General features: G+C 60.5%; 19 protein-coding genes. 7 read left to right on the plus strand and 12 right to left on the minus strand.

Features of this window, described 5'->3' with window-relative positions:
• Positions 1-22: 22 nt before the first annotated feature.
• From HUU46_07910 to HUU46_07925, 4 genes are read left to right on the plus strand one after another with little or no spacing between them, the layout of a single operon-like run.
• Positions 23-781: a ParA family protein gene (locus HUU46_07910; protein ID NUM53551.1), complete on the plus strand. Its 759-nt coding sequence runs from the start codon at positions 23-25 to the stop codon at positions 779-781.
• Positions 774-1,694: a ParB/RepB/Spo0J family partition protein gene (locus HUU46_07915; protein NUM53552.1), complete on the plus strand. Its 921-nt coding sequence runs from the start codon at positions 774-776 to the stop codon at positions 1,692-1,694. The genes HUU46_07910 and HUU46_07915 overlap by 8 nt, the downstream gene beginning before the upstream one ends.
• 12 nt (positions 1,695-1,706) lie before the next feature.
• On the plus strand, positions 1,707-2,987 hold the full coding sequence (serS, locus tag HUU46_07920) for a serine--tRNA ligase (protein NUM53553.1): 1,281 nt from the start codon (positions 1,707-1,709) through the stop codon (positions 2,985-2,987).
• Positions 2,984-3,727, plus strand: a complete 744-nt coding sequence (locus HUU46_07925) for an NAD-dependent deacylase (protein NUM53554.1) — start codon at positions 2,984-2,986, stop codon at positions 3,725-3,727. The genes serS and HUU46_07925 overlap by 4 nt, the downstream gene beginning before the upstream one ends.
• Before the next feature lie 9 nt (positions 3,728-3,736).
• Here the strand turns inward: HUU46_07925 and HUU46_07930 are convergent, their stop codons facing one another.
• The gene (locus HUU46_07930) at positions 3,737-4,147 is read right to left on the minus strand and encodes a hypothetical protein (protein ID NUM53555.1); all 411 of its coding nucleotides are present in this window, start codon (positions 4,145-4,147) and stop codon (positions 3,737-3,739) included.
• Positions 4,148-4,325: 178 nt separating this feature from the next.
• Entirely contained in the window at positions 4,326-4,793 is a 468-nt protein-coding gene (locus HUU46_07935; GenBank protein NUM53556.1) for a hypothetical protein, read from the minus strand.
• Between the two features lie 155 nt (positions 4,794-4,948).
• Between HUU46_07935 and HUU46_07940 the strand changes: the two genes are divergently transcribed.
• Complete coding sequence (locus tag HUU46_07940) at positions 4,949-5,917, plus strand: M28 family peptidase (protein ID NUM53557.1); 969 nt, start codon at positions 4,949-4,951, stop codon at positions 5,915-5,917.
• Here the strand turns inward: HUU46_07940 and corA are convergent.
• Together corA and HUU46_07950 are read right to left on the minus strand one after the other, a co-directional pair.
• Positions 5,914-6,978 carry a magnesium/cobalt transporter CorA gene (gene corA / locus HUU46_07945; GenBank protein NUM53558.1) on the minus strand — a complete coding sequence of 355 codons (1,065 nt, stop codon included), beginning with the start codon at positions 6,976-6,978 and terminating at the stop codon, positions 5,914-5,916. The genes HUU46_07940 and corA overlap by 4 nt on opposite strands.
• Before the next feature lie 261 nt (positions 6,979-7,239).
• Positions 7,240-7,701 (minus strand): hypothetical protein, encoded by a 462-nt coding sequence (locus HUU46_07950; GenBank protein NUM53559.1) that lies wholly within the window; start codon positions 7,699-7,701, stop codon positions 7,240-7,242.
• A 231-nt stretch (positions 7,702-7,932) separates the two neighbouring features.
• Between HUU46_07950 and HUU46_07955 the strand changes: the two genes are divergently transcribed.
• On the plus strand, positions 7,933-8,532 hold the full coding sequence (locus HUU46_07955) for a sigma-70 family RNA polymerase sigma factor (GenBank protein NUM53560.1): 600 nt from the start codon (positions 7,933-7,935) through the stop codon (positions 8,530-8,532).
• 60 nt (positions 8,533-8,592) lie between these two features.
• Positions 8,593-9,825 (plus strand): zf-HC2 domain-containing protein, encoded by a 1,233-nt coding sequence (locus HUU46_07960; GenBank protein NUM53561.1) that lies wholly within the window; start codon positions 8,593-8,595, stop codon positions 9,823-9,825.
• Positions 9,826-9,855: 30 nt separating this feature from the next.
• On the opposite strand, the gene HUU46_07965 is transcribed toward HUU46_07960, so the two are convergent.
• The 8 genes from HUU46_07965 to HUU46_08000 form a co-directional block, all read right to left on the minus strand.
• Complete coding sequence (locus HUU46_07965; GenBank protein NUM53562.1) at positions 9,856-10,863, minus strand: PDZ domain-containing protein; 1,008 nt, start codon at positions 10,861-10,863, stop codon at positions 9,856-9,858.
• A 38-nt stretch (positions 10,864-10,901) separates the two neighbouring features.
• Entirely contained in the window at positions 10,902-12,191 is a 1,290-nt protein-coding gene (locus HUU46_07970; GenBank protein NUM53563.1) for a hypothetical protein, read from the minus strand.
• Between the two features lie 138 nt (positions 12,192-12,329).
• On the minus strand, positions 12,330-16,928 hold the full coding sequence (locus HUU46_07975; protein NUM53564.1) for a discoidin domain-containing protein: 4,599 nt from the start codon (positions 16,926-16,928) through the stop codon (positions 12,330-12,332).
• A 125-nt stretch (positions 16,929-17,053) separates the two neighbouring features.
• Entirely contained in the window at positions 17,054-17,437 is a 384-nt protein-coding gene (locus tag HUU46_07980; protein ID NUM53565.1) for a type II toxin-antitoxin system PemK/MazF family toxin, read from the minus strand.
• Positions 17,431-17,673, minus strand: a complete 243-nt coding sequence (locus HUU46_07985; protein NUM53566.1) for a ribbon-helix-helix protein, CopG family — start codon at positions 17,671-17,673, stop codon at positions 17,431-17,433. Before HUU46_07985 ends, HUU46_07980 begins: the two co-directional genes overlap by 7 nt.
• 42 nt (positions 17,674-17,715) lie before the next feature.
• The gene (locus tag HUU46_07990; protein ID NUM53567.1) at positions 17,716-18,927 is read right to left on the minus strand and encodes a metallophosphoesterase family protein; all 1,212 of its coding nucleotides are present in this window, start codon (positions 18,925-18,927) and stop codon (positions 17,716-17,718) included.
• 42 nt (positions 18,928-18,969) lie between these two features.
• Positions 18,970-20,052 carry a hypothetical protein gene (locus tag HUU46_07995; GenBank protein ID NUM53568.1) on the minus strand — a complete coding sequence of 361 codons (1,083 nt, stop codon included), beginning with the start codon at positions 20,050-20,052 and terminating at the stop codon, positions 18,970-18,972.
• A 4-nt stretch (positions 20,053-20,056) separates the two neighbouring features.
• Positions 20,057-20,515 carry an SAM-dependent methyltransferase gene (locus HUU46_08000; GenBank protein ID NUM53569.1) on the minus strand — a complete coding sequence of 153 codons (459 nt, stop codon included), beginning with the start codon at positions 20,513-20,515 and terminating at the stop codon, positions 20,057-20,059.
• Between the last annotated feature and the right edge of the window lie 6 nt (positions 20,516-20,521).

Raw genomic sequence — 20,521 nt, forward strand, 5'->3', positions numbered from 1 at the left:
GTCACGGGGCGAATTCTGCGCAATGGGCCGAATCATAGCGATAGCGAACCAAAAGGGCGGCGTGGGCAAAACGACCACTGCCGTGAACCTGTCCACGGCGCTTGCGTTGGAAGGCCAAAAGGTCCTGCTCATCGATCTCGATCCGCAAGGAAATGCGACGAGCGGACTGGGCGTGAACAAGAACCAGCTTGCCCACACGCTGTACGACGTGCTGACTGACGCGGTCTCCATGAGCGCGGTGGCGCAGCAGACGGCGATCGAGAGGCTGCACCTCGTTCCGTCGAACCGTCAGCTTGTTGGCGCGGAGATCGAGTTCGTTTCGATTGACGCGCGCGAATACCGGTTGAAACGCGCCCTGGGGCACTTGGCTGACGCGTATGACTTCGTCATCATCGATTGCCCGCCGTCGCTCAGCCTGCTCACAGTGAACGGGCTCGTTGCCGCGAGCGGCGTGTTGGTCACGTTACAGTGCGAGTACTACGCCCTTGAAGGCCTTAGCGAACTGCTTCAGACGATCAAACTCGTGCGCGACAATTTGAACGCGGCGTTGCGCGTCGAAGGGGTGCTGTTGACCATGCACACGCACACCAACCTGTCGAGGCAAGTCGTCGACGACGTGCGCGAGCACCTTGGCCCGAAGGTTTTTCAAACCGTCATCCCGCGCAATGTAACATTGAGCGAAGCGCCCAGTTTTGGCAAGCCCGCCATGCTGTACGATGCGCGATCGGCGGGCGCGCAGGCTTACGAGGCGCTGGCCAAAGAGGTGCTCGCGCGTGTCTAAGTTCAAGAAAGGCGGATTGGGCAGGGGCCTTGGCGCGCTAATTCCCGGCCGCGATGTCGCGGACGATCCGATCGAGACGCCCATGGCCCAGACGCCAACGGCGCCGCTCGCCGAATCGCACGGTTTGGGCGACCGCGTGCTCGAACTTGACCCGCACACCATCAAGCCCAACCCCAGGCAGCCGCGTTCACATTTCAACGAGGAGGCGTTGCGGGAGCTCGCCGACTCGATCGCGCGTGACGGCGTAGTCGAGCCAATCATCGTGCGGCGCGTCAATGGCGAGTATCAGCTTGTCAGCGGCGAACGGCGCGTGCGCGCCAGTATTCTCGCGGGCGTCGCGAGCGTGCCCGCGATCGTGCGCGATGTCAACGACGCGGACATGCTCAAGTTTGGGCTGATCGAAAACATTCAGCGCGAAGACCTCAACGCCATCGAACTGGCGCGCGGATACGAAATGCTCATGCGTGAGTTCGGGTGGACGCAGGAACAGTGCGCCGAGGAAGTGGGCAAGAAACGCGTCACCATAACGAACACGCTGCGATTGCTCAATCTCCCCGAAGACGTGCAGCAAGCGGTCATCGACGGCGCGATCACGATGGGTCACGCCCGAGCGCTACTCGCACTGCCGAGCCCAAAATCGCAGTCAGCGGCGTGCAAGGCGATTGTCGAGAAGGGACTGTCCGTTCGCCAGGTCGAGCGCATGACGTCGCCCGCCGAGCCCAAACAGGCGAGACACGCCGCGCCGAAGAACCCCAACATCGCGGCGATCGAAGACGATCTGCGCCGCGCGCTCGGCACGCGCGTGAGCGTGACGACCGCGGGCAAAGACGTGTCGAAAGGCAAGATCGTCATCGATTACTACTCGCTCGACGATTTTGACCGCATTCTTGACCGCCTCAAAAGCAACCGATAGAAAGCCTTTTTCATGATCGACATCAAGTTTTTGCGCGAGAATATCGACGTTTTGAAAGCCGCGCTCGCGAACCGGGGTGCGCTGCTGGATTTAGACTCGATTCTTGAAGTTGACGCCGTGCGCCGCTCGACCCTGCACGAGATGGAACAACTCCGCGCGGAGCAGAACCGCGCCAGCGAAGAGATCGCCAAACTCAAGCGTGAGAAACAGGATGCGTCGCTACAGCTCGACGCGATGAAGTCGCTCAGCGCGCGCGTGAAGGAACTGGACGAGAAGGTGCGCGCGCTCGACGGGGACTTACAGCAGCGCATGCTGGTCATTCCGAACATGCCCGACGCGTCAGTGCCGGTCGGCGCGGACGAGAAATCGAACCGCGAAGAGCGGCGCTGGGGGACACCGCGCAAGTTCGATTTCGAACCGAAGGACCACGTCGATTTAGGCGCCGCGCTCGGCATTCTCGATTTCGAACGGGCCGCGAAGATCGCCGGCGCCCGGTTCTGCCTCTCGCGCGGCGCGGGCGCGCGCCTTGAACGCGCGCTGATCAATTTCTTTCTCGACATTCACACGCGCGAGCACGGGTACACCGAAGTGCTACCTCCGTTCATGGCAAACAGCGCCTCGTTCGTCGGCACCGGGCAACTGCCTAAATTCAAAGACGATCAGTTCGTTATTGGCAATGAAGGAAAGGACCTGTACCTGATACCGACGGCGGAAGTGCCGGTCACAAACATTCACCGCGACGAGATTCTCAACGAGGACGACCTGCCGATTCGGTACACGGCGTACACTCCGTGCTTTCGCAGCGAAGCCGGTTCGTACGGAAAAGACACGCGCGGCATGATCCGGCAACACCAGTTCAATAAAGTCGAGCTGGTGAAGTTTACGACGCCGGAGACATCGTTCGACGAGTTAGAGTCGCTTACAGCGAACGCCGAGCGGATGCTTCAATTGCTCGAACTGCCATACCGCGTTGTGACACTGTGCACGGGCGACATGGGATTTAGCGCGGCAAAGACCTACGACATCGAGGTGTGGCTGCCTGGGCAAAACGCCTATCGCGAGATCAGCTCGTGCTCGAACTTCACGGACTTCCAGGCGCGCCGCGCGAACATCCGCTTCCGCCGCGGCAAGAAGCCCGAATTCGTCCATACGCTGAATGGTTCAGGGCTTGCCGTTGGGCGAACCGTCGTAGCCATTCTCGAAAATGGGCAGCAGGCCGATGGTTCGGTGGTCATACCCACCGCGCTGCGCTCCTATATGGACGATCTGGAACGCATCGTTCCTGCGCCATGAGCGAAGCAATCGCCCTGGCAGCAGCGGCGCTGCGCAACGCAAAATTCGCCGTGGCAGTGACGGGCGCGGGAGTCTCCGCGGAAAGCGGCATCCCGACGTTTCGCGGTGAGGGCGGGATATGGGAGAGATATCCGCCGGACGAATATGCCTCGATTGCCGCGTACCGCCGCGATCCGAACAAGGTGTGGCGATTCTGGCGCGAACTAGCCGATCTCGTCAAGGGGTGCGCGCCGAATGCGGGCCACAACGCGCTCGCCGAGCTGGAACGTATGGGGCTGCTCCGTGCGGTCATCACGCAGAACGTAGACAATCTGCACCAGGCCGCGGGCAACACCCGCGTGATCGAGTTTCACGGAAACGCGCGGCGACTGGTCTGCCTCGAGTGCCGCAAACGCATGGGGATCGACGTCAATAACCTCGGCGACCTTGCGCCGCATTGCCCGATCTGCACTGGTCTGATGAAGCCGGACGTAGTGATGTTTGGAGAGGACATCCCGCGCCATGCCATGTTCGAGGCGCACGCGCTATCGGAGAAATGCGACGCGATGCTCGTCGTTGGCACGTCAGCGCAGGTCTACCCCGCTGCGCAACTGCCGTTCACCGCGAAATCGAACGGCGCATTCATTATTGAGTGCAACACCGAACGCACAGACTTCACTGACGAGATAACTGACGCGTTTGTCGAGGGGCTGTCGGGCGAGACGCTGCCCGCGTTGGTCCGGGCGATGGCACAGGGATAGTCGCATCATCTACTTCGTCTCCGCCATCGCGAGTGTCAGATCGCGCGTGAACGTGTTGATCCGTTTCTGCATCTCCGGGTGCGCTTGCACGTACGTCAGCATCGAAATCACGCCCCCGGCGGGGTCCTTAGCCAGTATATCCCGCACCGCCTCCGCTTCCTTGATTTCCTCTTCGGACAAAGTGCCGTCTTTAAGGTGGTCATACAGCGTAGCTCCACCGATGTTCACGGCAAACACCGATGACTCAGGCGCGCTGACAAACGTCGCCAACTCCCCGTACACGGCAAGCTGTTCTTTCGTCAAGTTCTTGTTTTCCTCCGCTTTTGCGTAGACGCCGTCCACAAAGACACGCGCCTTTGGCAAAATACGTTTCGGCAACACGACGAGCGCCAGCACACCTATTGCGACAACAATAACCATTATCGCGCCGATCCCCAACCCGCATCCAATCAGCAAGGTAGTGGGCTTATTCAGCTTGGGCCGGGGCATTGGCGGGGGCGGAACCGGGGGCAAGTCAATAGACACAGAGAAATTCCTCAATTCGTGCTGCGACGGTGTGACATTCTATGAAATCGGTTGGGCGAGTGTTACGTATTCTCTACGCGCGTGGGTTGTCCTGATCGCCAAGTACGCGGACTACCTCGGCTCGAGTATTCTCTAAACTAATCTCTAGGTAGTCAAGAACTATCGCCGCATAACCTCCACCTTCTTTTAACAAGCCCAGCAAGATATGCTCGGTGCCAATATAATTATGATTCAATTCGCGGGCAGATTCGACGGCCATTCCCAAAGCATTCTTGGCGCGTGGCGTGAATGCAATATCCGATGGTGGTATCAAAATCTTGGGTTTATCGCCGCCTTTGCGAATCGAGCGCTCAAGATTTGCCGACATCGTCCCAACATTAACTCCCAGATTCTTCAGAACGCGGCCGCCAATTCCATCCGGTTCCTGGCACAACCCCAATAAAATGTGCTCAGTTTGGACATATTTGCTGCCCAGCCGCGACGCAGTTTCTCTCGCGGAATCAATTACATTCCGCGCCTGCTTGGTAAAACGTTCCCACATACTTGGGAATCATGCCGTAACGCGTCGAATTAGTGCGAATTATCGGATATCGGGCGTCGAGATTGGATTGAGCGGTAAAACGCTCTGAATGCAAACTTTACCGCGTGCCTGCGACCTGCCTACAATTTGTACTTGGTTCGCGCGGAGGGAACTACATGACCAAGCAGATGCGCGCTGACGTGGACAGTCTGGCATTGCCGCACGGTCGCATGGTGGGAAGCCGCGGCCACGCAGAGGCGCGCGCCTACGTGCTGCGGCGCATCCAGGAACTTGCGTTGGAACCCTATGCCCGCGGCAGCTTCGAGTTCGCATACGCCGCGGGCGAGATAAAACTAATCAACGTGCTGGCGCGGTTGCCGGGCGTCCGGCGCAGTCTGCCGCCCGTACTCCTTGCCGCGCACTACGACACCTGCGGCCCGCTGCCCGGGGCCGATGACAACGCGAGCGCGATCGCGATCGCGTTCGCCATGGTCGGGCCGTTGCGTGAGCGGGCGCTACATCGAGACGTCATCTTCGCGTTCTTCGACGCGGAGGAGCCGCCGCACTTTCTCACGCCCACGATGGGTTCGACGTACTACTACGAGCACCAGCGCGACGAACCGATTCACTGCGCAGTCGTGTTGGACCTGATGGGCCACGATGTGCCGATTCCCGGGTATGAAGACGCATTGTTCGCACTCGGCATGGAGAGCGACAGGGACCTCGCCAACGTTATCCAAAAGACCCAGCCGCCTGATTCATTGCGCGTGGCCGCCGTGCCGAACCATTACATCGGCGACATGAGCGATCACCACGTGTTTCGCATCCATCAACGTCCCTACCTGTTCTTTTCGTGCGGACAATGGGAGCACCTGCATCTCCCCAGCGATACTCCCGAGAAACTCAATTACGAGAAGATGAAGCGCATGTCCGAATACCTGGTCGAAATCGTCGCCGCTGTGTGCGCGGAACCGTTGGCGGGGCCATTCGAGGGGTACGATTCGGCCCCGCACGAACTTGCAATTATGAACAGGGTTGCAGGCCCGCTGGCCGCGGAGATGGGAATGCCGCTGGACACGCGCGACGATCTTCAGCGGTTTGTCGAGGCGCTCGTCGTGCGCTACGGCCTGCTGACGGATCGCTAGCGGCGCTTCTTATCGGAGTCGCGCGGCTCCGCCTTATCGTCGAGCGAACTGCCCAGCCAGCCCTTCCGCCGGAAGTACACAAGCTGCCCGACAAAAATTCCAGCCATGACGAGCAATACAAGATAATACCCAAACTTCCAGTCCAACTCCGGCATGTTGTGAAAATTCATCCCATAAATACTGGCTACAAACGTCATAGGCATGAAGATCGTCGAAAACACCGTGAGCACCCGCATCACCTCATTCAGCTTTGTGCTGATGGAAGACAGATACACGTCCATCAGGTCGGACACCAATTCGCGGTATGCTTCGACAAGATCGAGAATTTGGATCGTGTGATCGTAGCAGTCCCGCATGTAAAGGCGCGTATCGCCCGTGAACACCGGGCACTCGTTGCGCATCATCCCATTGATGGCCTCGCGCAACGGCCATACCGCGCGCCGTAGCAGCAGCAGGTCGCGCCGTACCTGGTGGATTTGGTGCACGGTGCGCGGCGACGGTTTTTCGAGGACTTCGTCCTCCAATTCCTCCAACTGATCGCTGTAAACCTCGAGCACGGGGAAGTATGCATCGACCAGCGCATCGATGAGGCAGTACGCCAGGAAATCGGCGCCGTGCGTCCGGATTCGCCCCGCGGACTTGCGGATGCGGTCGCGCACGGGCGAGAAGCAATCGCCGCCCGGGCGTTCCTGAAACGTCAACACAAAACTGTCGCCGAGAAAGAGACTCAGTTGTTCCGTCTCGATGGTCTCGTTTTGATACACCATTCGCGCGACAAAGAAGACGTGTTCGTCGTATTCCTCGACTTTCGGCCGCTGATGTACGTTGACGACGTCTTCGAGCGCGAGCCGGTGCAGCTCGAACATCGTGCCAAGTTGTTGGATGACGTCTTTGTCTCCAAGTCCGTCGACGTTGATCCAGACGACTGGCCACTGCTGAATGAACGCGGCGACCTCGTAGGGGGCACCGAGCTGCTGTTCGACAAGGCCCTCGGGGCCGAACGCCATCACGCTGATTCTGGACTTGGGCGCGTCCGGATCGATCTCGATTGTGCCTGGCATGGCGCCCGGGCCGGTCCGCCGCCGGATGGTTGGCACCTCGCTATCGTCTACCTGCAGCGCCACACGAATACTCCACGTTTGCGTCGATCCCCTGCGGGCCGCGTGGCCCCTTCACGAACAATGCCACGTTACCCTATCAAAGGCGCACTCGCCGGTGCATCTGCTTCTGCTGTGGCGGTGTAGCGCGGCGGCGAGATTCGCGATGCGGCGCAATCCGATCGTTGCCGGCAGCGCGTATCGTGCCCAGAAGGCGTCAGTCAATCACCCGCCCGCGTCCCGCGCGCGGCTCGACTTGCGTGGCTGGCTCTCCGCCGCCTCCATTCTGCGCGGTGCGGAATCATGGTGACGGGTGAATATCGGCGCGTTCGGTTCAATCGGGTTGTCGCTCTTCTCGCCCGGTTTCCAGCCATGCTTGTACTTCAGGAGGAACGACGCTTCGTCGGTGTCCAGTTTCACGTCCATGCTAAGCCCGTCCAGTTTTCCAACATTGAGTTTGGCTTTGCCTCGGTCGTCCATAACGATCGCCGCGCGCGAAGCCCCGCTGCGCCCGAAGAGCACGAGTTCGCCCTGCTTCATCCGTTCGATGCGCTGGCGAAGCTCTTCGTTGTGGCGCACTTCGCCGGCCCATGCCTTGGAAAACGGTTTTTCACGTTCGAGGGTTGTGGCGCACCCGGCGACGGCTGGGAGAATACCGAGCACAAGAATCGGAGGGAGATGTCGCATCGTTCGATCCAACTCGAATCACCTACTGCTACCGAGCTGTAACGCTACTCGAACACACGCATTGACCGATCCGCCCCCCAATTTTACCATAGTCCGGGCGCACCCGTACGGCCCTGGGCGCTCGCCTTTCGCACCATCTGGACGCGACACATGGTAAAATGCATTCGCCCTGCCCCGTGAACCTGGCCGGGCATCTGGTGTCAAACAAAGCAAGGTGGACGCAACACCGCCGTGGTACTGCTTCGAGAAGCGCGCGCCCATTCCGATGTCGGACTGGTCGAGGAATGCCGCAAAGGCGACTCGGCCGCGTTCGACGAGTTGGTGCGCCGTTACAAGGACCGCGTCTACAACGTGGTGTACCGGTTCCTCGGCAACCGCGAGGACGCGCTCGATGTGAGCCAGGAAGTGTTTGTGCGCGCCTACCGCGGTATCGAAGGGTTTCGCGGAAACGCCAAAGTCTACACGTGGCTGTACAGTATTGCCGCGAACCTGGCCCGGAACCGCCTGCGCGATTCGGGCCGGTTGGGTAGAAACATGGGTACGTCGCTCGAACTGCTGAACGAATCCGCGCCGGGGTTGGCGGACTCGATGGGGCAGCAGATTACGCCGCGCGATAATGCGATTACGGACGAAACGCAGGCGCTCTTACAGCAGAGCCTCGGCGAATTGCCCGAGCACTATCGCATTGCGTTCGTGCTGCGTACCGTCGAGGACTTGAGCTACGAAGAGATCGCCGAGATCATGGGGTGCCCCGTCGGCACCGTCAAATCGCGCCTCAATCAGGCGCGGCAAATGCTCCGCGATCGGTTGAAGGAATTGTCTGTACTTTAGCGTTGAACGCAAATCCCGCCGAGGCAGGCTTGTCGGGCGCGTCAGTCGAATTGACACGAAATGAAAAACAGGGACGACATACGCGACCAGTTTTCGCCACTGCTCGATGGCGAACTCTCGCCGGAAGAACGTGCGGCGGTCGAGGCCGCGCTGTCCGACGACGCAGAGTTGCTGCGCGAGTTGGATTCGTTCAAGCGCGTAGACGACTTGTTCCGCGCATTGCCGGCAGAGAACGCGCCGGACGGCTTCGAAGATGCCGTGCGCGAACGGACTCACCCGCGCATGGTCGCCGCGGCGGCAGCAGCACCGCCGCATCGTGCGAAGCCGCGCCGGTATTGGACAGCCGGCCTGGCCGCGGCTGCGGTGCTTGTCGTTGCCGCGGGTACAGTCTTGTTCAACGTGTCCCGGCACGCCGCGCCCAGCCAGCTTGCCGCGAACTACGACATGGCAGTCAAGGAAACTGCTAAGCCGTCGCCCTCGTTTCGCGATGCGCCCGCGGCGGCGTCCGCGCCCGCTATGCCGGAAGAGGAACGCTTGGAGGCGCTGGGTTACACCAGCGCTGCGGCGCCTGCGACCGCTGCGCCTGCGACCGCTGCGCCCGATCCCGTGGCGGCACAACAAGCCATGCCTGCCGACGCGGCGGCAGGCGTCCGGCAGCGTGAAGCAGAGGAGAAAGCTGAAGACGTAGATCGGATCGCCTCGCTTCGTCAGGAATTGGACGCCGCAAACAACGGCGTCTCGGACACGCGAGAAGAGCAACCGCGGCGGGCGATGAAATTGGAGTCGGCGCCTGCACCGGCGCCACCACCGGCGAAAGACATGCCTGCCGAACTCGATTCTGACAACGGCATCGTTGCAGACGAAATGATCGCCGCCGGAACCGAGGTTCAGCTCGCGCCGCCCGCCGCAACGTCCGAGGAAACCGCTGTGGCCGCGCCCGCGCCTGCGCCCGCGTCGCCACCGCTCGAGGGTTCTTTGGAGAATCGGAGCGAGACAACAGGCCGCAAAGCCATGGTTGCACCATCGGCCCCGTCCGGCAAGATGGCAAAAGTAGGAAAGGACGATTCGGGCAAGCGGCAGATTGGCGCGCGCGCGTTCACATTTCGCGATGGCGTCTGGTTCGAAGACGGTTACAATGCCGAACCTACAAATGCGATCGACCGGAATTCGGCTTCTGCGAAGACCCTGTTGGAACAAGACAAGCAACTGAGCGGCGTGTTTGGCCTGGCGGGGCCTGTCGTGTTCAAGGCGAACCGGCAGTGGTACAAGCTGGCTGCGGCGCAAACCGACTGAGTTCCCCTGCGCCGAGAATAGTATTACTCATCACTCCAACGATAGTTCGCGCCGCACGATGGTGTATGCGGTAAGTGTCGCGACGCCTTCGCGCGCCACCTTCAAGTCAATCGCTCGAAGGGTATCGCCTCGAATAAGACTGGCGACGTCGCCCAACTCTTTTCCGGCCACCTTCGTGCCATCCACTTCGACGATGACGTCTCCGGCCGTCAGCCCGACTTCCTCCGCGGGTGTTTGGGGCAGAACTTCGATGATGACCATGAGGCCGCCAGGTTCGACGCGGCCTATCAGCACGCCAATACCGCGCTTCGAACGCTGACTTGGGTGGGGCTCCGGAACGCCTGTCATCTCGCCCGCTCTGCCGATCGCGTTGGCAAGGCTGTTCGCTGAATCGGGGCGCACACCGTTCTCGACCCAGGCGACGCGACCGTTTGGCGCAATAACGAACGTCTTGGGTAGCGTCGTGAAGTTGAGCAAGTCCGGAAACGTTTTCTCCACATCGTCAACGGGCCCGCCGTACAACAGGGGGAACGTCACGCCGCGGTCGGCCTGGAACTGTTGGAGGAGTTGCATGTGCGATTCCGGCGGCCCGGGTTCGATGGCGATCCCCAACACGCGCACCTTGTCCCGAAACGCCCGGGCCGCGATGTCGTTGAGTATCGGGACAAACTCGATGGATCGCTGGCTCCACGATCCAAGTATGGCCACGACAAGGGTCTTGTCGCGCAACTCCACATCGCCGTTTGACACGTAGCCGGAGCCATCGACGGCGGGAACGAAGAATCGAAACGTTTCGTTGCGAACGTGATAGCGTGGTGCGGTATCGCGCTGATACTCGACGTACGCGCGAATGTCTTCCCAGGTTGTGTTTGCGCCCGCAAGTACTGCCTGCGCATCCTCCGCAGCGGAAGGAATTCGAAATGGCAACCGTTCGATTTGCTCTCGTGTAAATGGGCTTGGGCCGTTGTCGCCCAACGCGCCGGCGCATGCCGTGACCGAACAAACAAAAGCCAGCAACATGGCCGAAAAGATTCGCATGAATGCAGCCTCCCGCGACCCGTACGCGCCGCGTCAAACTACTCCCCGCCTATGAATCCATAATGCCTGCCCAACCAATACGCGAAAAGGTAATCGTGGCCGTTGAACTCCCCGGGAATTTCCGCGTCATTATTTCCCGCCTTGAACGGGGTATGCACCCAGGCCGACCACAGCTTCTCCCGGCGGTCGATCGGGACCGCGGTCCCGGGCCGCGGTTCGGGGCTGCGCGGCGCCGGATCGTACGCGAATCCGAACTCCCGCGCGTACGAATCGACGGTCGCCTGGTTCCACTTCATTTCCAAGGGAAACCATTCCAGCGTCTGTATCGCATCCGGGACTCCGCGCTTGTCATCCAGGTATTCTGCGGCGAGAAACGCGAACAGCGGATTGGCCTGGTCCTTAATCCCCGTCCCGGTCCCCACGCCAATCCACGCGCGCGCGAGGCTTGCCTTGTATTGATCGCGCAACGACTTGTTCTTTTCGAGACGCAACAGCGGTTCGAGCGCCAGCCAAATGAGCACGTCGTCCGAGAAATTGTGACGTTCGCCACGCCATTGATACGCGTGAACGGCCACGTCTGCGTACTTCTTCTCGCGCGCAAACCGCTCATATTCGCGCGCGTACTTCTCATCGCCCGTCACGTGATGCGCCACTTTCAAATGCTGCAGCAGAATGAGCGCGTTGAGTGGTTCCGTCTTTGTGACGTACTCTTCCGTGTAGTTGCCCCATTCCGTCGGTTTGCCGCTGTAATCGATGATCCGGTACCCGTCCGCCATCAACCGATCCATCAGCGCGGCGGCGTCCTTTGCAATCGCTTTCTTCTGCGCATCGTCCGCGAAGGTGTCGAACGCGATCGAGAACCCATAGAATACGCCGTCCATCTGGTCGCTGCTCACGTCCGTGCGCCATACGCGCTTCCCGTCCGCCGCCGGCTGCCAGTCGCCATCGTCCAGCTTCGCCATCTCCGGGGGCACGACCGCACGAGCAAGCAAGCCCGGTATCCCGCTTGCCGTGCAAAGCAGGTGCAAGGCGTCGAGCGCCTGTCCTCCCTGCTTTCGCGTTTCCGCGTCCTTTGTGACCGCGTATTTCATCGCGAGAATGCCGGTATAAATGCCCGTCATGTACGCGTTGTCCGGCATGTTGTACGAACGCACGCCGTCCACCGGATTGACGAGCCGCAATTTCGGCGCGAGCTGGCCGTCAATGACGAAGCGCCGATGCATGTCCGCGTGGAACACTTCAGCCTTCTTCGCCAGAGCCGGTTCGGCCGCGTATCCGCACAACGACGACGCAAGGAATACGCAATTGAAAAATGTCGTAGAGCGCACGTTGCTTACTCCTGAATTAAACACTGACACCGCGAATCAATTTGAAGACACGCTGACGGCATCGCCGCCACTTGGACTGCTCCCGCAACGGGCGCATGTGAATCGAATCTGCTCGTTGCTGCGACGGCCGCTCGTTCCTTATTTCGCTTGCGCCACTTTCGTGCCGTGCTGAGGCACCAACACTTCTACCTCCGCCGCGCTCATGAAGGGCTGGCCGGTCACCTCGCTTAAACCGCGCAGTTTGACAAATGCCGCCGTTGTGCGCGGCACAAACGCCGTCTTCGGCAGCGCGTCGTTTTCCCAAACGCCTTTTCCGACCGCGTTGCCCCAATCCTTGCCATCGGCGCTCACATATATCTCGAACTCTTTCACGCGCCCGTTCGCGCTGTCCTGCCGCGGATAATAGGTCAGCCCCGCGATTTCCCTCGGCGATTCCAGCGCAATGACGATTTCATGCGGATACCCGGGCATCGCCCCGACGAATTCCGTATGCCACGACGTCGCCGGGTTGCCGTCCACGGCAGCGGACGGCGGATACTCCGGCGAATAGCTGTCCGCCGAGGCCGTGAGCGTTTGCGGCGCGGTTTCGTCGCGCGCGGACCGCACAAACGCGAGGATCGCCTGGTACGCCTCGTTCGCCGTCCCGTCGTCCCAGCGCGTGCCGCCGACGTGCGTCACCCCTGTCGGGCTTTCCTCGCTCGACGCGCCCGTTCCAAACGGACTGCGCGGCTTCCTCAACACGAGGCTCTGCTCCGGATCGGAAATGTTAATTACTTTCAGGAGCGATCGGTAGTTGTTAATTACGTCGCTGTCCGTCAGTTCCGAGCCGTCTTTCTTCGGCTCCGCCAACCCAAGAATGGTGTGCGTTGCGTGACAGTCCGCGCAGGCATTCTTGTCCGCGCCTTTCTCGTAGAAATACGGGTTGACGTGGTCTCGGAAGAACAGAACGTCCGGCGTGCGCTCCGCTGCAATCTTGGCGTCGGCCGTTACGGCGGCGAGATCGACGTTTGCCGTGAGCAGCACCTGCTCGGCGGCGCCCTTCAACTCCGCGTCGCCGTCCATGACCGCGCGCACGCGCGGCGCGTAGCGCGGGACGCCGGCGACCAAGTTGCGCTGCTGGACAGTCTCCAAGGCCGCCTTGCGGATTTTGGGATCGGACGACACGAGCAGCTTCAACATGTACTCGTGAACGTCTTCTTCCTTCCACACGTTTTCGTTTTCACGCGCAAGCGCCAGCGATTTCACGCGAATCGCGGGGCTGTCGTCCGATAGACCAGCGTACAGAATCGGCGCCGCCTGGCTGCTCTTGCGCAGCAATTCGAGCGAGCCCATCAACTCGAACACCCTTTCGCGCACCGCGACGTCGCGGTCGGTCGCCGCCTGTTTCAGGATGCGCACCGCGCGCCGGCTCGGTCCCGCCGATGCGTCGCCCGCGGCCTGCGCGCCCACCAACGCGGGACGGTTCGCCAGCGCCTGAATGACGGGTATGCGCTCGGCCGCCGGTTTGTCCTGCACCGCCTTCCACGACATCTCGAGCACGGCCATCGCTTGACGGTCGTCAAGCATCGCCGTCAACAGAAGGGGCAGCAGGTCCGAATTGGGTTCGTCGGCGGTGATGCGCGCCTCCGCAAGTTCGCGGACGGCCGCCTTGACTGAATCGTTCGCCAATGCTTCCGGACTTCGCGCGACCGATGCGACCAGCACCGCCTGCAATTCGGCGTCGCCCTCCATCAACAACTCCGCCACCTTCGACGACGCGGCGTTCTCCGCGTCCTGGCGCACCTGCAAGAACCGCTTCACCGAATCGCGCGCCGTCGCGCGGAGCGTCGCGTCGTCCGCCTGTGTCGCGGAAAGCAGCGCGAGTTGGAACGGCGCGCTTGTGCCCTGCTGCGGCATCTCGAAAAACGTCGCCAACTGGATCGCGCGGGACTGCTGCGCCGGGCGCGTTTCCGTCAGCAGCGTTTTGCCGAGCGTTTCGTCAAGATATGACTGCGCCGGAGTGAACATGAAACTGAATTCGCGGTCGTTGCCCACGTCAATCATGTTCCTCGGGATTTGCGCGTAGTAGCGCCCCTTGAAGAACGAACCGTCAAAACTCTCGAGCAGCGCCTCGCGTTGCAGCGCGTTGCCGTTCGCCATCGCCGTTAACACGGGCTCGAGCAGGATGCTCTGCTCAACCTTCACGCGCCCGCCGAGCACACGGTCCGCCACGTCCTTCGGCACGTCGCGAATGTTGCGTTGCATGCTCACGCCGCCGCTCTGGTTTTCGTCGAGCAGGATGTACATGTTTTGCGCGAGGTTTACGCGCATCGCCGGCGTCTCGCCCTCGACGCCCATGCGATCGATGACGGTTTGAATCACAAGCTTCTTGAATTCCGGATCGTTGCTTCGATAGAACCACTGCCGCAGGGTTCGCAGGGCCTGCAATCGGATCAGTTCATCCGGATCGTCGATGAGCTTCACGAATTCACGTGCAATGTCCTGCCGGGCATCCATCTCCTGGAACTGGTATGCAAATGCGCGCGCCGCGCTCCGGCGGGTCAAGGGGTCCGCGCTCTGCAACGCGAACTTCAACGCGTCCGCTGCGTACCCTCGATTGCCCAGTTGACGCAACGCCCACGCCGCCTCGCGCCACACCATCTTCGACGAATCGTCCAGCATCGACAGGAGCGGCGCCGTGCTTTCCGCGCCACCCACGCGGCCCAACACCGCCGCTGCCGCCGCGCGCACCGGCGCTTCGGGCCGCTTCAACAACGGAAACACCAGTTCGCCAATCGTCGCCTGCTGCTCCGGCGTAATCTCCCAGATGTTCTCCAGCGCCGCGATGGCGTCCACTGCGGGCGCATCCGTCGCGGGCACGACTGCGGGTCCGCCGTCGTAGTTACCCATGCCCTTCAGCGCTTCGCCTTTTGGATACGCCATCGCCAGCGCGATCAACGCATAACGCGACTCGCGCATCGGCGTTTTGAAATTCTCGTGCGTGTCCGTCTGAAACCATCCGCCGAACGGTTGCTGCTGCGACATCAGGAACTTCAGGGCCGCCTGCAATTTCGGCTCCTGTTCCGGACGAATGCCCGCCTGCATCAGCGCCTGCACGACGTGCCCCGTCGCGTACACCGCGCTCGTTCCGTCTACCCGCCCTTCCTCGTCCCAGCCCCCGTCGGTGTTGTGGACCGCGAGTATCTGCTGAGCGTGCTTGTCGATCGTCGCGCGGTACTTCTCCCGATCCATTTGCGAAAGGCCCTGCACAAAATGAATCCGATCGTGCAGCGACGCCACCCGCGCCTCGGTCTCCGGCGCGACGTAGATTGCCTGTAAATTGTCCGCCGCCCGCGCATACGACTCGACGCCCGTCCGCCGGTACAGTTCGCGCATCACCAGCCAGTTGCGCCACGCATAGCCGAATTCGCTGTCCAGTGGCACCACGCCGTTCTGTTCGTCTTCCGGCATGACGTTCCGTCCCGACCACGCCGACCGCATCAAGGGCCCAAACCGTTCGACGATTGGCGTTTCGCGCCCGCTGATCTGTCTCTCGAAATTGATCAGCACGTTCCCCTGCATGCCCTGCGATTGCAGCGGAATCGCGATGAACCGCTGCCACCACAACCCGTCCTCGCCGTAGAACGGCGTGATCGAGTTGTAAATGCGCTCAACCACGTAGCGGAAATTCGATTTCGACTGGATTGGGTACCCGTTTTGGTGCGCGACAAACTGCGGCTCCGTCGAAAACACCGACGGATGGCACGCCGTGCAGCGCATCGCCGTTTCGTGCATGTTCTGAACGCGCTTGTAGATGTTGCCCTCGCGCGGAATCTGCGCGAACCATGCGTCGCCGACGTCCATGATGTACCGCAGCCCCACTTCGACGGCGAGCTTCGGATCGTCGTAGGGCGGCACGGGATACTTGTACGAGCGAAGCTGGTAGCGCGGATGGTTCGCATTTACTTCGAGGTAATACGTGCCCTTCGTGAACACGCGCGAGATCGATTTCGAATACCGTTCGCGCTCGCGATCGTGGACGATCTCCATCGGGTCCTTGCCCTCGAGATACGGCACGGCTTTCGACGAGTCGGCGGGATCGATCGTGTAACACCGCATGTTCACCGACACGTCGCGATCCGGAATGTCCAACTCGAAAATGACGAGCACCGGCCGTTCGTCCGCGATGTCGATGCGGAACCAATCAAGCCCGCGCTTGCTCTCGTCCACATTGTCGAGATAATCAACGTCGTCCGCGCTGCCCTCGACAGTCCGCCCGATTTCCAATCGGTTCGCTTGTGCGGGCGAATCGTTTGGTTCCGCTTCGAAAGCGGTCTCCGCCTCCGGCCCGCCCAACTTCACCAACCGCGCCAAAACATCCAGCGGGCGCGCCGCGCCCTGATCGTTCCGGCTGATTGTTATCGTCGCGGCGCCGGATTGTTCTGCCGAACCCGCGCGAAACGGCAAATAGAAGCCCGGGTCTCCCGCGTGGAGGTCTTTCGCGATCGCCTCCGTCCCGGGTGCCGTCACCTCTACCCGGACGCGCTCGCCCGCCGCAAGGCCCGACGTCAACAAGCCCGCGTCAAACGAGTAGGTCGAACTGGACTCACACGGTGGAGTGGAAAGCGTCACGCTTTGCCCCGGCGCCAGACCCGTCTGCCAGGGCCGCTCGAAATCCAGCGTCCCCTGCGCCATAACGACGGGGGAAACCCAGGCGCCCAAGCCACACACCAGCGCACCAAGCAGAACTCGGTTCATTGCCCTGTACCTCACGCCCTAAAGATAAAAAAGGCATTGCGCCTTACAGCTGGTTCAGTGTAACACAGCAGGGCCAACGACTGCGGTGTATCGTCGCTCCTCGCGAGTCGCTAGGTCTAGGAGTCCTAACGAGATTCTCCACCTGCCCATTCGCGGCGAGGTGTTTGTAAACCCAACACGAATCTCAAGCCGTTATCAATGATCTCCATTGTTTTTGGAGACAAGGTTTCGATGCGATCGATAAGGTAATCGCGATCGAGGGTATACAGTTGCGAGACATTCACGACGGATTCGTGAGCGAGGCCACTATCTTTGCGTGACACCCGCACATTGCCAGGCAAGTTGGCGAGTCGCAAATTCGATGTAATTGCTGCGACTAAGACTGTGGCGATCCGGCTGGAATTGAGAACGTTGCACTGAACAATGAGGACGGGGCGGCGGTAGCCTGGTTCCGACCCGCGCGGTTCGGGGAGATCCGCCCACCAAATCTCCGCTCGACGAACTACCATTCTTCTCTTGGCAACCTTGAGAATTGCATTCGTTCAAGCGCTGAGTCGGGTTTCGTCGCTTCAGGATCTGCGTCACAGACGGCATTGATCGCATCGATCAGCGCCTGCTCGTCGTACTGTTCGATGTATCGAGAAAGCGCGCGTCGATACAGCTCGCTCCGGCTCACGCCGAGCGTTTTTGACAAGCGTTCGGCGTTTTCGAACAAATCATCGGGTAGCGAAACTGCTGTTTTCATACCCCCAGTATAACTCAAGTTATACCGGAACTCAAGGCCTGTTTACGGCAACGAAAACCGGTCGATCTCCGCGCCCTTATCGTCAATCGCCCTGAGCTTCAGCCCCCTCTTCGACACATCCACCACCCAGAAATGCGCAGCGGACTTCTCGACCCTGTTGTACCACCGTACCTGCGGGTCGATCACGCGCGCTTCCCGTCCGAAGCACCCGTCGCCGATGTAGACCGTACCTTTCTTGACCACCTTGCCGTCTTTGAGCGGCTTGCTGCGCTTGAATACGTGATCGTGGTGCTCCATCCCCAGCGTAAGATTGTATTCGTCGAACAGCGGTCCCCAATGTTCACGACCCAATTTCGACCCTCCGCCATCGTACGGCCGGTGCGCGGGATACAGCGGCACGTGGTACGCCGCGAACTTGTATTTCACGTCCTTGTGTTGCTCGAGTTCCTGCTTCAACCACGCCGTCTGCTTGCCATCGTGCGGTTCGAGGTGGCCCGAGTCGAGCAGGAAAAACACCGCGTTGTCGCCCACCTTTTTTGTGTGAAACACGTTCCGGCCCTGACGCCCGAACAGCCCCATGTACCACGGCGACGTCATCGAGAACTCGGTCGATTCGTACCGGTTCACCTCATGGTTCCCGATCGCCGTTACAATCGGGATCATCCGCCCGTCCGTCGTCACCATCAACTGGTCCCAGTTGTCGAGCCACTTGTCCCACGTCGCGAACCCGCCCAGCAACCCGTTCACGTACGCAATGTCGCCCCCGACGATCCCGAAGTCGGGATTCTCTTTTCCCGCAAGGGTCAACAGCGGAATCACCAACCCGTCTGCGCCCATGTCCCCGCCGTTTACAAACCGGAACGGCGCGTCCCCACCCGGTAAGGTACGGAACTTCCGTTCCGTCGACATGCCGTACTTGGCCTCGCCGCCGACGAAGTAATACGTCGTGCCGGGCTTCAGGTCCTTCAACGGCGCGACATACAACGCGCGGCGATCGCTCAACTCCATCGTCGATTGGACATACCCCGCCGTGATCTTGTTCGTATACGCCTTCGCGTCGCCGCCGCGCGGTTCCGTGTCGTAATACACGTCCACCGGCGCGGCGACCTTTTCGCGCTCCAGCACGTTGATGTCGATCGACGTCTCCGGCGCGCCCGAGTACGTCAGATACACGTGCAGTGGCTCTGCCTGGCTTGCGAGCGCGGCCCACACCAGTACGGATACGACTGCTCCCCAGCGTCTACATGCGGTCATCGTTTTCTTCTCCCTTCGATTTTCTCGTGCAATCTCGGCCCGTCAATACTGCTCCATGTAACGCATCAGCATCCCGTACCATCGGTTTCCGGATGTGACGACTTGCTCAAGTTCCTTGGTCTTCAACGCAGACAAGTCCAAGCCGGCGCGGCTCGCATAACGCGCGAGCGTTTCGATCTTTTCTTTTTCTTTGGTGTAGAGCGGGTAACAAACCAGCGCCTGGCGCCACGCGTCTTCCGATATGTCTTTGACCTCCGGATCGCCCACCCGGAATCGCCGCAGCAGACCGAGGCTAACGTCCCACTGATACTTCGGCCCAGCGGCGCGCGCGATCGCGTCCAAGCCGCGCTGCACACTGCGGTCCTTTCTCCGGTCGATGTACACGCGGCACTTCGCGCACACCTGGTGCGTTTGCCCGGCTGTGACCTCGCGGCACACGGGACACGTGTCCACCGCGTTCCACTGTTTCTCCGCATCGTCCTTCGGGCGCCAGAACGCAAGAAACCGGCCGTTCCATCCCTTGCGCACCTGCAATCGGGAGTTGACAATCCACTTACCGTTGGGGTCGGCCACGGTCTCCAGCGGAAGCGTGTTTCGAAATACCGGATTGTTCGGATCGTTCACCATCACTTCCCGCGTCTTTTCGTCAAACGCGGATATTGCCACGTAATGCGCTTCCACATGAATGACCATCCAATGCTGTGCGCGAAGCTGGTCTTCCATCAGCGCCGCTACCTGCGGCAACACTTCCGACCCGTCTTTGTTGAGCGAGCTTCGCGTCGAAATCACGCAGAACCCGTCGTCGATTAGCATCTCCATCATGATCGGCTGTTCCGAACTTTCGTATGCGGGATAGTTCTGCTCGACGAAGTTCTGTTGCGGATACCGCAGCTTGTACTCCGCAATGCGCGCATTATGCCGAAGACCAAGGCGGTCTTGCGCAAAATCGGAACTGGTTTCGCCGCAGAATCGCAAAATCGTTTCCATCGCCGCGACACCGCAGTGCATGCGTTTTTGCCGCACGCTTTTCGCCCCATCCTCACGTGTCAGTTCGGCGTTGGCGGCGGAAAGAAGAAGCGCACCCGCAATACCCAGTGCCGCGCTTATCCGGACGAACCTTTCCATCGGCTTACCAATAATTCCGCATCAGTTCTTCTGCCCACTGCGGCTGACGCACCTCGCCATCCGGTAGAAACTCCCGCATGACAGGCTTGATGTCGAGTACCGGCGTTCCATCGATCGCGTCCAAGCGCTCAACAAACAAGTTTCGTCCCTCGCGCCGAATCAATTTCGCGATGGTGCACCCGATAAAATTGGGCCGTGCCTTCTTTCGCTGCGCGTAAATGCCCACTTTCGGCCAGTTCGCGTTTTCACGCGGATGCTCCGCGCCCAGGACAGGGTTCGATTCCAGCGCCTTGTGGAAAATGTAGACGATCTCGATGTGCGAGAATTCCTCGATACCGTTCAGGCTTTCATCAGGCAGTTCGTCGTTAAGCCGTATCTGCGAAGGAATCATCGCCCAACCATCGTCCACAACGTCCTTCCTCGAATTGTAGACCATGCCAATGGTACGAACAGTGAAATTCATCCTCGC

It is taken from the genome of Candidatus Hydrogenedentota bacterium (genome assembly GCA_013359265.1).
In the GTDB taxonomy this organism is placed as follows: domain Bacteria; phylum Hydrogenedentota; class Hydrogenedentia; order Hydrogenedentales; family SLHB01; genus JABWCD01.

Bases quoted from the DNA above. Each gene is read 5' to 3' on its own strand.
- HUU46_07910 (NUM53551.1), top strand. From the start codon at position 23: ATGGGCCGAATCATAGCGATAGCGAACCAAAAGGGCGGCGTGGGCAAA.
- serS (NUM53553.1), top strand. From the start codon at position 1,707: ATGATCGACATCAAGTTTTTGCGCGAGAATATCGACGTTTTGAAAGCC.
- HUU46_07925 (NUM53554.1), top strand. From the start codon at position 2,984: ATGAGCGAAGCAATCGCCCTGGCAGCAGCGGCGCTGCGCAACGCAAAA.
- HUU46_07930 (NUM53555.1), bottom strand. From the start codon at position 4,147: ATGGTTATTGTTGTCGCAATAGGTGTGCTGGCGCTCGTCGTGTTGCCG.
- HUU46_07935 (NUM53556.1), bottom strand. From the start codon at position 4,793: ATGTGGGAACGTTTTACCAAGCAGGCGCGGAATGTAATTGATTCCGCG.
- HUU46_07940 (NUM53557.1), top strand. From the start codon at position 4,949: ATGACCAAGCAGATGCGCGCTGACGTGGACAGTCTGGCATTGCCGCAC.
- corA (NUM53558.1), bottom strand. From the start codon at position 6,978: ATGCCAGGCACAATCGAGATCGATCCGGACGCGCCCAAGTCCAGAATC.
- HUU46_07950 (NUM53559.1), bottom strand. From the start codon at position 7,701: ATGCGACATCTCCCTCCGATTCTTGTGCTCGGTATTCTCCCAGCCGTC.
- HUU46_07960 (NUM53561.1), top strand. From the start codon at position 8,593: ATGAAAAACAGGGACGACATACGCGACCAGTTTTCGCCACTGCTCGAT.
- HUU46_07965 (NUM53562.1), bottom strand. From the start codon at position 10,863: ATGCGAATCTTTTCGGCCATGTTGCTGGCTTTTGTTTGTTCGGTCACG.
- HUU46_07975 (NUM53564.1), bottom strand. From the start codon at position 16,928: ATGAACCGAGTTCTGCTTGGTGCGCTGGTGTGTGGCTTGGGCGCCTGG.
- HUU46_07980 (NUM53565.1), bottom strand. From the start codon at position 17,437: ATGGTAGTTCGTCGAGCGGAGATTTGGTGGGCGGATCTCCCCGAACCG.
- HUU46_07985 (NUM53566.1), bottom strand. From the start codon at position 17,673: ATGAAAACAGCAGTTTCGCTACCCGATGATTTGTTCGAAAACGCCGAA.
- HUU46_07990 (NUM53567.1), bottom strand. From the start codon at position 18,927: ATGACCGCATGTAGACGCTGGGGAGCAGTCGTATCCGTACTGGTGTGG.
- HUU46_07995 (NUM53568.1), bottom strand. From the start codon at position 20,052: ATGGAAAGGTTCGTCCGGATAAGCGCGGCACTGGGTATTGCGGGTGCG.
- HUU46_08000 (NUM53569.1), bottom strand. From the start codon at position 20,515: ATGAATTTCACTGTTCGTACCATTGGCATGGTCTACAATTCGAGGAAG.